Annotated in this window: 10 protein-coding genes and 1 pseudogene; 2 read left to right on the top strand and 9 right to left on the bottom strand. The window is 61.0% G+C overall.

Annotated elements, in window-relative coordinates; translation table 11 throughout:
• Window positions 1-136: 136 nt before the first annotated feature.
• Entirely contained in the window at window positions 137-742 is a 606-nt protein-coding gene (locus AC07VR_RS28255; RefSeq protein WP_494995405.1) for a hypothetical protein, read from the top strand.
• Window positions 743-1,300: 558 nt separating this feature from the next.
• Here AC07VR_RS28255 and AC07VR_RS28250 read toward each other — a convergent pair.
• The 3 genes from AC07VR_RS28250 to AC07VR_RS28240 form a co-directional block, all read right to left on the bottom strand.
• On the bottom strand, window positions 1,301-2,719 hold the full coding sequence (locus AC07VR_RS28250; protein ID WP_495013215.1) for a sodium:solute symporter family protein: 1,419 nt from the start codon (window positions 2,717-2,719) through the stop codon (window positions 1,301-1,303).
• Between the two features lie 261 nt (window positions 2,720-2,980).
• The gene (locus AC07VR_RS28245) at window positions 2,981-4,021 is read right to left on the bottom strand and encodes an alpha/beta hydrolase family protein (RefSeq protein ID WP_495013214.1); all 1,041 of its coding nucleotides are present in this window, start codon (window positions 4,019-4,021) and stop codon (window positions 2,981-2,983) included.
• 15 nt (window positions 4,022-4,036) lie between these two features.
• Window positions 4,037-4,312: a sulfotransferase family protein gene (locus AC07VR_RS28240; protein ID WP_495013213.1), complete on the bottom strand. Its 276-nt coding sequence runs from the start codon at window positions 4,310-4,312 to the stop codon at window positions 4,037-4,039.
• A gap of 23 nt (window positions 4,313-4,335) precedes the next feature.
• Here AC07VR_RS28240 and AC07VR_RS28235 point away from each other — a divergent pair, with 23 nt between their 5' ends.
• Window positions 4,336-4,773: a YciI family protein gene (locus AC07VR_RS28235; RefSeq protein WP_495013212.1), complete on the top strand. Its 438-nt coding sequence runs from the start codon at window positions 4,336-4,338 to the stop codon at window positions 4,771-4,773.
• Between the two features lie 110 nt (window positions 4,774-4,883).
• Here the strand turns inward: AC07VR_RS28235 and AC07VR_RS28230 are convergent, their stop codons facing one another.
• The 6 genes and pseudogenes from AC07VR_RS28230 to AC07VR_RS28205 form a co-directional block, all read right to left on the bottom strand.
• The gene (locus AC07VR_RS28230; protein WP_495013211.1) at window positions 4,884-5,156 is read right to left on the bottom strand and encodes a hypothetical protein; all 273 of its coding nucleotides are present in this window, start codon (window positions 5,154-5,156) and stop codon (window positions 4,884-4,886) included.
• Between the two features lie 35 nt (window positions 5,157-5,191).
• A complete protein-coding gene (locus AC07VR_RS28225) occupies window positions 5,192-5,590 on the bottom strand; it encodes a DUF6124 family protein (protein ID WP_495013210.1) in 399 nt (132 codons plus the stop codon).
• 343 nt (window positions 5,591-5,933) lie between these two features.
• A pseudogene (locus AC07VR_RS28220) lies at window positions 5,934-6,032 on the bottom strand (hydrolase); the annotation flags it as partial.
• A 203-nt stretch (window positions 6,033-6,235) separates the two neighbouring features.
• On the bottom strand, window positions 6,236-9,334 hold the full coding sequence (locus AC07VR_RS28215; protein WP_495013209.1) for an efflux RND transporter permease subunit: 3,099 nt from the start codon (window positions 9,332-9,334) through the stop codon (window positions 6,236-6,238).
• On the bottom strand, window positions 9,331-10,443 hold the full coding sequence (locus AC07VR_RS28210) for an efflux RND transporter periplasmic adaptor subunit (RefSeq protein ID WP_495013208.1): 1,113 nt from the start codon (window positions 10,441-10,443) through the stop codon (window positions 9,331-9,333). Before AC07VR_RS28210 ends, AC07VR_RS28215 begins: the two co-directional genes overlap by 4 nt.
• 30 nt (window positions 10,444-10,473) lie before the next feature.
• A partial coding sequence (locus AC07VR_RS28205) for a TolC family protein (protein ID WP_495013207.1) occupies window positions 10,474-11,461 on the bottom strand: 988 nt, incomplete at its 5' end.

Below are 11,461 nucleotides of genomic sequence, written 5' to 3'. Positions count from 1 at the left end.
GAGAACAGCAATAAAGCACCTGCAGAATAATTCACCACCGACTCATGTTCGGTGAGCGTGCCGTTCATCGCCAGCCAAGAACCTAACTTCAAGACCTCTGTCTCATTGGAATGAATCCAAAGCGCCGGGAGGCATCATGTTTATAAAGAAGAAAAATTTGATGGTTATGGCTGTATGCACCTTGATGCTCGCCGGGGCATCCATGCTTCCTGGTGAGCTATCTCCCATCTCCTCTGCTTATGCAAAAGGCAGCGGTGGTGGTGGCGGTCACGGCGGTGGTAATGGTGGTGGTAATGGCGGTGGTCATAGTGGGGGGGCTGGTGGTGCTGGCCATTCTGATGGCGCGGGCGGGATAGGCATGGGCAAGGGGTTAAGTGGCGATCGAGCTGCAGATCGTGCTGAAAAGGCTGCAGATCGAGCTGAAGACCGTGCTGGAAAGGTTGCAGGTCGCGCTGAAGACCGTGCTGAAAAGGCTGCAGATCGCGCTGAAGATCGTGCTGAAAGGGCTAAAAAGGCTGGGGTCGCTGAAAAAGCCGTGAGGGATAGGGGCATCAGCGGCAAGCATTCTGGAAGCCTGCGCAATAATAACAAAGGTCATGGTTCGGTCACTTCCGGAGTGGCGCACTCTAAAGCTACCAGAGGGGTGGCCAAGGCCACTTCGATTGCTAAAACCACGCCAGGCGAACACAACACAAAAGGTTTGAGCAACGCCGCCACCTCAACGATGAAGAACGACCGCTAGTTGCTGGTTTGACCGGTATTCACTGCAGTGTTCTCGGTGAATACCGGTCATTTCACATCTGAGACACCCTGCATACAGGTATGACTGGGCATTTTGGTATTTCTGATCAATGTGCTCGTCTACCTGTTATCTGCGATTTGGCTTATTGAGATACCGCCAGAATTGGCGCGGTTGTCTGGCTCCCCAATTTTGGGGAGTGAACCACCTGCTGGCTCAAATTTACGCCATCGAGTTCTTGAGGCGTTACCGGGGCTGCTTGCTCAGCCAGAGTCAAGGTCAGAATCAGAACAGCAAAGCCTACTATCACTGGGAATGATCCGCGCCAGAATACGATGCGTCGGCGGCGCTGGTTTGCGTTCATTTGTGCTATCCCCTTTCAGCTCTATGGCTGCCATATGGCGAAAACATTCCGTTTGTTTATCACTATGCCGCCTCAATGTAGTTTCTGCCGTCGATAATTGCCAGCCCGCGAAAACCTGCTGATTGCCGGTTGTTGTTGCTGGGCGCCAATCAGATGATCGGCTTACATCGCGTGTCGCGCTACGCTTCACGACCGAACTACTTCAAGCCAATCTCCACAACCACCCGCTCCACCTGCTCGGGCGGCGTGCCTCGACGGCTGAGGTGGCTGATGCTCATGATCACCAGTGGGGTGAAGAGGGCGATGTAGGCGTTGTCGATGCCGAACGGGTTGCCTGCCAGGAACCAGCCAACGGTGGCAACCAGGGAGGCGATGATGCTCAGAAATGCGCCTGCGGCGGTGCCGAATTTCGGTGCGTAGAACACCATCAGCACCAGCACGGCCAGGGAGGCACGGAGGGCTTTGCCGAGGAAGGCGATCATCAGTACTTTGTCTGAGGTCAGCGCCAGAGCGATGGGCAGCAGGCCGACGGCGATGGTTGCCAGGCGTACGAAACGCAGGGATTTGACGTCGCTTTTTTCCGGGTTGAACCAAGGCTCGTAGAAGTCGCGCAGCAGCAAGGTGGCCGAACCCATGCTAACGGCCGAGATGGTGCCGAACAGCGAGCCTGCCAGGCCAGCGACCACCAACCCAGCCGTCAGTTGGTCCATGCTTGCGATCAGGCGCGGGAAGGCTTGCAGCGAATCGACCGCGGGGAACAACACCGCGCTGCACATGCCGATCAGTGCCGCGCCGATGCCGAACGGGATCATCAGGATTGCGCAGTAGAAGCAGGCGCGCTGGGCCTTGCCGGCATGGCTGACCGTGTTCACCGCCTGAATCACGTATTGGGTGGAGAAGATCGAGCCGATTCCGGCAATCATCCAGGCGACGATCTGACCCCAGCCGATGGCGGTCCAGTCGAACATTCGCTCCGGCAATTGAGTCTGCAACGCACTGATCCCGCCGACCTGTTTCAGGCCGAACCACAGCGCCAACGCGACGCCGAGGTATTTGAGACTGGCGTGCACGAAGTTGGTGTAGATCACCGAACGCATGCCGCCGATGCTGACATACAGCACTGAGACCACGCCGACGATGATGATCGCCAGGGTGCGATCCACTTGCAGCACGCTGGCCAGGACCGCGCCGCCGCTGGCGTAGATCGAGACTGCGACGATTTCCAGGGCGAAGATGGTGATGATTGACGTAGCGAAACGGGTTTTCTGACCGTAGTTGTGCGCCAACACGCCGGAGATGGTGTTGTCGCCCAGCTCCTTGTATTTGCGCGCCAGCAACCAGGCGAACAACACAAAGCCCAGTGCTAGTGCGAAGAGGTTCCAGGCGGCGGAGATCCCGACTTTGAAGCCGGTCTGGGCGGTGCCAATACTGACCGCCGTGCCGATGAATTCCGACAGCATCAAAAAGCCGATCAAAAATGCAGGAAACTGCCCGCCGCCGGTGGTGTAGTTATTGGCACTGCGAGAGTGCCGGCGAACACCGAAACTGATCAGCGCAAGGCTGAGCATGTAGATGCCGGTGATGGAAAGGACGATCCAGGAAGAAGTGGACTGCATGTTTGTCACCCGATCAACGTGTTGAAGGTCGAAGGGGATACCGCCGAAACGCTTTCGCATGTGCGGATCATATGTATATCCTCTAGGTATTATTGTAATTGCAGATAGTTTCCTCTCCTGTGTTTTCGGTCGTCTAATATTGAGTAAGTATGGTTTGGTACTTAGAAGGTATTGTGGGGGACAGTTGCTTCTCTCAAATCAAGGCCGCCGATTTCGCCGAGTACGCAATGCCGTTCACTCAAGGATTGTCGACTGACTTTTTCAGGGAGCCGTGGAGCAGAGGGGAGGGTGGCTGAGTAGTTCTGGCCAGCGGCGAGCCCAGTCGCTTTCATGGCCCATGCCCGGCACGATATGGCTGTGCGCGCATCCACTGGCAGTGGCGCTGACAAACCGTTGCGCGATCACCGGTGGCACGACGCTGTCATCGGCACCACTGAAATGAAGCTGCGGAATCGACGCGACCTGGCGTGCAACATCGATGGCATTGAGCGACTCAGGCATCGCCGACACCTGATGCAGGCGGTTGACTTCGACAGGGTCGAGGTTACCGGCCACGGTGCGCAGCGAGGCGATATCGTGACGTCTGGCGGCGATCAACACCACCAGTGCACCACCGCCCGAATAGCCGACCAAATGGATGCGCTGACCGGGTACTCGTGCGGCGTAGTGCGTGACTGCCTGGTCCATTGCGGCGACCACCTCCTCTGAAAAACGCCTGTGGGTCCAGTAGGCTTTTTCACAGCGTGGGTTGACCGCCAGCGGCGTGAATTGACAGGGGCGTGCCAGGTACACGACGTTGGGTGCCGGGTCTGCCACCGCCAACGCCAGGCCCTCGGCCTGATGCGGTGTCGGATTTTCAGACGGCACGGTACGCGAGCGCCAGGCCATGCCGTCGCCCTCGATGTAGAGGGTCAGCGGCAGGTCTGGACGGGTTATCCGGTAAAAGCTGGTCAGCACAAAGCTGTCGGTATCGACCTGGTCACGCCGCAAGTTACCGGTGTGCGCCAGGGTTTCGGCGTGCCGGTTCGGATCGGCGCAACCTGTGAGGATTCCGAGCAGCGCACACACGCAGGCGAACACCGTTAGCAGGCGCTGTGCCAGCGCCGCCAACAGCGGTCCGAGCTGTTCGGCATGCGCGCGACAGCGACCTTTCGAGGTTTTGTAGAGGGGCTGCCGCATTTGATTGACGCTCGCGGTGCGCACCACGCGTTGGGTCTTGTGGAAGTCCATGCAGGCCTCATTCCAAGGCAGGTCAATGAAGTCGATCAAGCGCTTCGCCTGTCCTTCCAGATCGTCGACCACCGCTCCGTAGTCCACTTAAATAAAGGATTCGACGGGTAGCATCTGGCGCCAGTGAACCCTCAAGCTCTGGTAGTCGCGATAGAACTGCCCCAATTCGGCGTGGTCGTAGCTGAACAGTTGCTCACCGCCGAATTGCTTGTTGTAACAGGATAGGCAGGTATCGACCGGATTGCGGCGGTAGTGAATGATGCATGCACCGGGCAAGATCAACGGAATCAGGCCGGCATAGACAAAATTGCCCGGCATCTTGTCGACCAGGCGATCCCGACCGTCGGCCAGGAAGTGAGTCACACAAATCCAGCGGAGATAAGACGATGCGATTCATGATTATTGTGAAAGCCAGCCAGGATTCCGAAGCCGGCGTGATGCCCACCAAAGAATTGTTGACCGCAATGGGCAACTACAACGAAGAGCTGGTCAAGGCCGGCATCCTCATCGGCGGCGAAGGCCTGCACCCCAGCAGCAAAGGCACCCGCGTGCGCTTCTCGGGCGAGAAGCGCACGGTCATCGACGGCCCGTTTGCCGAAACCAGGGAACTGGTCGCCGGCTACTGGCTGTGGCAGGTGAAGTCGAAGCAGGAAGCCATCGACTGGGTCAAACGCTGCCCCAACCCGATGCCGGGTACGGACGCCGAGATCGAGATTCGCCAGGTGTTTGAGGCGGAGGATTTCGGCGCCGAGTTCACACCGCAACTGCGCGAGCAGGAAGAGCGTGTGTGGGCACAGGCGAAAGAGCAAGCGAAGAAGTGCTAATACAGATTCCGCATCTGCGTGATCGCTCAGGCCAGGGGTCGTGGTCTGCTCCTGATTACCTAAAATTTCCTTCAACCCAAAAAACGGGCGACCCTGAGGTCGCCCGTTTTTTATGGCGCAATCTGCGCCTGCAAGCGTCGCCCGACGACGTCCATTAAATCGCAGCCATCGCGCAGCGGGATGGCCAGCACCCGCGCGAAGTCGTGCAGCAGCGCGGCGTCGCTGTGAGTCTCCCCGCGCAGGGCGAGGTTTTCCAGCAGTTGGGTCACGGTGCGGATACGGTAGGCCGCGGTTTCGTGCAGTACGTCGAGGGGCGCTTCGGTGTCGATCACCAGGGAAGGGATGGTGCAGTCCAGGCCGGTGATGGCCATGTATCGAGCCATGGGCAAAACTCCATTCGATAAAACAGCGCCACCACTCAGTGGCGGGAGGTTGGCTCGACCCCGGACGCCTGCGCATCGGGCGGGTCGAGGTTGTCCAGCGCTCTGTTCACCAACAACTCGCTCAGCACGACCATCTGCTGAATCGCCAGCGCGACATTGCGGCGAGAGCCTTCAAGCTTGAAGGCCAGGTCAGTGCTCATGACGTTGAGCGACGCGAGCGTCTCACAGGCGTGAACCAACAACGTTTCAGTATCGACGTCGGGGGCAACGGCGAAGATAGTGCCTGGACGCTTGTCGAGCTTCGGTTGATCGAGGGGGGATTGCAGGTGGTAATCGAGGGCGCGCTCGGCGGCTTCGTGGAGTTTGCTGGAATCGGGGGCGTCGGAGGTGGAAAGGTTTGGGATTTCGGGAGGGTCGGGGGTGATTTTTTTCACGGGTAAAGCTCCTTTAGCAATTCAATGAACTGCCAATCTCACTTCCACATGAGGGTGGCAGCTGTACGCAGGTGTGGAAGACCGGGGCTAAAGGAACCCGGCGCACTCGAAAGTGCCCCGCGCACAGCTGCCATAACACAATGATGCAGGCATAAAAAAACGCCAACATGTGTTTATGGGCGCTTGAACGCCTTTAGCTACAGAACGGACTTCCACATCCGGTCGCTGATTTTGCAGCGACCCGCGAAGATTATCTTCGTGGGTCATCCTGCGCAAGTTCACCCAAGGCGTTATAGGTTGCAGGAAACGTCTGAAGCTCACAGATTGCGACTAATCGGGACTGTCAGATTTTTTGTGTCCGACCCAGCGACGAGCCCACCGTCAAATCCGTAATCAACGTCGGCTGCAACCCTGCATCAAACAGCGCAAACCCAGCCGCCACTCGCTCCTGCGCGGGGATCACCTAAACCCCAGATACAACGAAGCCCGCACAAGGCGGGCTTCGTTGGTGCTTCGTTGGTGCTTCGTTTGGTGGGCCGGGGTAATTTGAATCTGCTCGGTAGCCTATTGATTTATAACATTAATATCGGGTTTGATTTTTTAGTTGGAATACCGTGCGAAATTGCACAAGTGCTATGGCACTCATCACTCAGAAGCGAGCGCGGCGTCCCCCCGTAGCTGTTGGGTGTCAGCGGTCGTCTGGCGACCCACCTTGAACCATGCGGCGTACAGCGCCGGGACGAAGAAGATCGTCAGTAGCGTCGCCACGGTAAGGCCGCCCATGATCGCAATTGCCATCGGTCCCCAGAACACACTGCGCGTTAGCGGGATCATTGCAAGCACGGTGGCCAGCGCCGTCAGCATCACTGGACGGGCCCGGTGAATGGCGGCATCCAGCACGGCATTCCACGGGTCGCGCCCTTCGGCGATCTCGGTTTGCACCTGGTCGATCAGGATCACCGAGTTGCGCATGATCATGCCACCCAGTGCGATGATGCCGAGGATCGCGACGAAGCCCAGCGGCGACTGGAACACCAGCAGCGCCGGCACCACGCCGATCAGGCCGAGCGGTGCAGTCAGCATCACCATCCACATGCGGGAAAAGTTCTGCAGTTGCAGCATCAGCAGCAACAGGATGGTGATCAGCATCAGCGGGGCCACGGCGAGCAGCGCCTTGTTGGCCTTGTCACTTTCCTCAACCGCTCCGCCCACGTCTATGCGATAGCCCGTCGGCAGCTTGGCTTCGATGTCCTTAAGCAACGGCTGGATCTCCTGCGTCACCGATACACCTTGCTCGCCATCCTTCACGTCGGCACGCACCGTGATCGCCATGTCGCGGTTGCGGCGCCACAGCACCGGCTCTTCCAGCTCAGAGCGCAGCTGTGCGACTTGCGACAGTGGCACCACCGTGCCCTGGCGCGTGTAGAGGTTGATGTCTTTCAGTGTGTCGAGGCTCAAGCGCTCTTCAGGCACGGCACGGGCCACGATGTCGATCAGGTCCTCGTGCTCACGCAGCTGCGACAGGGTTGCGCCGTTCATCACGGTCTGGGTCGCCAGTGACACGTCAGCCGGCGTGAGGCCAAGCGCGCTCGCCTTGTCCTGATCAAGTTCCACTTTCAGCGTGCGCACCGGGTCGTTCCAGTCGAGTTGGAGGTCGCGCACCTTCGGACTGGCCCCGACCACCTTCTCCACATCGCGGGCGATCTGGCGCACCACCTGGGTATCGGGGCCGACGACGCGGAACTGCACCGGGTAACCGACGGGCGGCCCCAGCTCAAGCCGGGTTACCCGCACCCACGCCTGCGGGAACTGCTGGTCGGCCGCGGCCATCAACCGCGCACGCACCCGCTCGCGGGCATCCAGATCCTTGGTCATCACAACGAACTGGGCAAATCCAGGATTCGGCAACTCGGGGTTGAGCGAGAGATAGAAGCGCGGTGCGCCGGCGCCGGTGTAGGCGGTGAAGTACTTGACTTCCTCGTCCTTCGACAGCTGCGCCTCCATCCGCTTCACCTGCTCAGTGGTCGCCGCGAAGGACGAACCTTCTTTCATGCGCAGGTCGACGACCAGCTCAGGGCGCGAACTGTTGGGGAAGAACTGCTGGGGCACAAACTTCATGCCGGCCAGAGCAAGCGCCAGGGCGCCAAACGTTGCGCCGATGACAACCCAGCGACGCTCAATGGCGGTGTCGATCAGACCGCGCAGCTTGCGGTAGAAACTCGAGTCATACGGATCGCCGGCATGCTGGTGCTTGCCGAAGTCATTGGGCAGCATCTTGACCGCCAGGTACGGCGTGAAGATACCCGAGCAGATCCACGAGAACAGCACCGCGGCGCCGACGATCCAGAAAATGCCACCCGCGTACTCGCCGGTGGTGGACTTCGAGAGGCCGATGGGCAAGAAGCCCACGACGGTGATTAGTGCACCGGTCAGGCGCGGCATGGCGGTGGACTGGTAGGAGAACGCGGCCGCCTTCACGCGGTCCATGCCGGCCTCCATCTTCACCACCATCATTTCGATAGCGATGATCGCGTCATCGACCAGCAGGCCAAGAGCAATGATCAGTGAGCCGAGCGAGATCCGCTCAAGGTTCCAGCCCATTGCCAGCATCACCAACGCCACGCCACCCAACACCAGCGGCACCGAGGTCGCGACCACAAGGCCTGTGCGCCATCCCAGACTGGCCAGGCTCACCGCGATCACGATGATCAGCGCCTCCATCAGCGACCGCTCGAAGTCCCAGATCGCGTCCTTCACAGTGGAGGGCTGGTCGGCCACGCGCTCCAGTTCCACGCCGTGCGGCAGCTCGGACTGGATCTTGTCGACCGCTGTCTCCATCGCTTTGCCGAGGTCTACGATATTGCCGTCGTTGGTCATCGTGATGCCAAGCATCAGCACCGGCTGGCCATTGTGGCGGACCGTGTAGGTTGGCGGGTCCTCAAAGCCACGCGAGACGGTCGCGATGTCGCCGAGCTTGATCAGCCGGCCGCCCGCGGCGATGGGCACGTTGCGGATAGCCTCTTCGCTGGCGAACTGGCCGCTCACGCGCACCATGACGCGGTCGCCGTTGGTGTCGATCTGGCCTGCGGGCAACAGGGCGTTCTGGCTCTTGAGGCTTTCGGCGATGGCCAGCGGTGTAATGCCCAGCGCTGCCAGGCGTTCGTGCGAGAACTCGACGTAGACACGCTTGGCCTGCTTGCCGATGACATCGATCTTCTTGACCATCGGTACCTTCAGCATGCGGCGCTTGATGTCCTCGGCCGCGTCCGACAGGTCGGCGTGGCCGACGCCGTCACCCTTGACCGCGTACATCAGGCCATACACGTCGCCGTACTCGTCGTTTACGATCGGGCCAATCACGCCGTCAGGCAGCTCACGGCTCAGGTCGTTGAGTTTCTTGCGCGCCTGGTACCAGGCCTCGCGCTGGTCGGCCTTGGAGGTGCCGCCGCGCACGGTGAGCGTCATGCCAGCGTAGCCTTGTCGCGCGTAGGTGACCACCTTCTCGAAGTTGTCGATCTGCTCGAATTTCTTCTCCATGCGATTGAGGACCTGGTCTTGCATCTGCTGGGCAGTTGCGCCCGGCCAGATGACGATCGCGGTCATGGAGGGCACGGAAAAGTTCGGATCCTCGAGCTGACCGAGCCTGGTGAAGCTGAAGGCGCCGGCCACTGCGACAATGAGGAGCATGAACAGGACGATGGCGCGATGACGCAGCGCCCAGTCGGTGAGGTTGAAATTGTTCATCGGGCGGCCTGCTGCGTGGTGTTTGCGTCAACAATCGCCGCGCCGGGCAACGCGACCTTCAGTCCGGACGTCATCTTCTGGACCCCGGCAGTGACGACCAATACGCCGGCCTGCGGCCCGGAGACGAGCACCTCGTCGTTGCGGTAGCCCCAAACGGCCACGCGCTCCAGTTCGACGGTGCCTACCGGATCCTTGCCCGCGGGTGTGACCACCCACAGCGCTGGCTGGCCGCCACTTTGCGTCAGTGCCGTGGCCGGCACCGCCGCCACGGAGATACTTGTCATCATGCGCTCGGCCGTTACCGTGGCAGTGGCGCCCAGCGGCAGCGCCTGCACCGGCTTAAGCCGCGCGCGATAGGTGCGCGTCTGCGCCGCGGCCTGTGGCGACAACTCGCGCAGCGTGACATCGAAGGTCTCGTTTGGCGCACTGGCCAGCGAGGCCTTGAAACGCGCCTCCTTGAAGACTGACAGCTGATCCTCGGGCACATCGACGACGATCTCGGATTCATCCGGATTCGCAATCGAGACAACCGGTTGGCCCTCCGCCACGATTTGCCCCGCCTCAAAGCGCACAGTAGTGACGACGCCGCTTCGAGAGGCGCGCAGCACGGTGTATTTGAGCCGGTTGCGCGCGAGCTCAAGCTTTCGCGCCTCGGCCTCGGCGGTCGCATGCGCGGTCTGGGCATTGGTATGCGCACGCTCGTCGTCGGCCGCACTGACCGAGCCGTCAACCTTTAGCGCGGTCAGGCGCTGGCGGTCCGAGTCGGCCTGATGCGTCTGCTCGACGGCAACCGCCCACTGTTGCTGCGACGCTTGCTCAGCGAGGCGGTAGTCGCTGTCATCCAGCGCAGCCAGTATGTCGCCTTCGTGCACAAACTGGCCTACATCGACCTTGCGCTGGGCGACCTTGCCGCCCACGCGGAAGGCCTGGTCGACTTCATGCCGCGACTGTACGGTGCCCACGTAGCGACTGATGTCGCGGGCATTGTCATAGTTGATTTCAACGGTGCGTACTGGCCGTGGTGCCTGCACGGTGGGCTGGTCCGGGCTACACGCGGACAGCATGACGGCGACGGCCAAGGCGCCGGCCGCAGTAAGGGAGGTTTTCAAGGCGGTTCCTCTTTGAAAAACGACAGATTCTTAGGAAAGTGGTGGCCGGTCGGCTGCGGTGGAGGTGGCGGGTTGTTCGAACACCTGCCAGCCCCCGCCCAGTGCCTTGTAGAGCTGCACGCTGTCGAGCAGCAGGCGGGTGTTGCTGTCGTTGGCGTTCAGGCGTGCCGCCAGGCGCGCCCGCTGCGAATCCAGCAGCGGCAACAGATCAATCTGCCCTCTATCGTAGAGCGACTGCGCGTGACTCAGCGCAGCCTCCGCGGACTCGGTGGCCGACTGCAACGACTCGGCGCGGTGGCGCTCTTGCGCCTGCGTGACGAGGGCGTTCTCCACATCCTCGAGCGCCCGTACGATGCCGTCCTCAGCGCGCAGTAGTGCCTCACGCTGGCCGCTCTCGGCGACCTCGTTGATCGCGCGCGTGCGCCCGGCGTTGAAGATCGGCATGGTGAGCAGACCCGCCACGTTGGTGAAGCGGGCGGCGCCGAAGTCCAGACCGTTCATCTCAAGGCCCTGCCGGCCGTAGGATGCACCAAGGAACAGCCGCGGAAACCACTCAGCCGCGGCTTCTTTACGGCGCGCATTGGCGGCATCGAGCTGCGCCATCAACGCCAATACATCAGGCCGGCGCTCTAGCAGGGTGGCGGGCTGCCCCTGCCGGGCCTCGGGGGCCACCGCGTTGCCAGGCGAGGGCTGGATGCTCGTGGCATTAAAGGCCTGGTCACCGATCAGCACTGCGATGCGGTGCCGCGATACGGCTGCCAGCGTTTCCAACGGCGGGATCTGCGCGCGCGCCGATTCGGCATCGGTCTGCGCGCGCTCGACGTCGAAGGAGGTTGCCAGCCCTGCACGGTGGCGCGCGGTAACCAGGCGCAGTGTCTCGTCCTGCGCCGTAGAGATCGCGCGTAATGTTTCGGCCTGGCGCAGTGCGCCGACCAGTGTGAAGTAGTTGCTGGCGACGTCGCTCATCACCAGCAGGCGCACGCCGCGCACGCCGTGCTCCGCGGCCAGTGCCTCGGCC

The organism is Pseudomonas sp. GW821-FHT02H09, from assembly GCF_059421425.1.
This window is presented reverse-complemented; position numbering and strand designations above follow the sequence as displayed.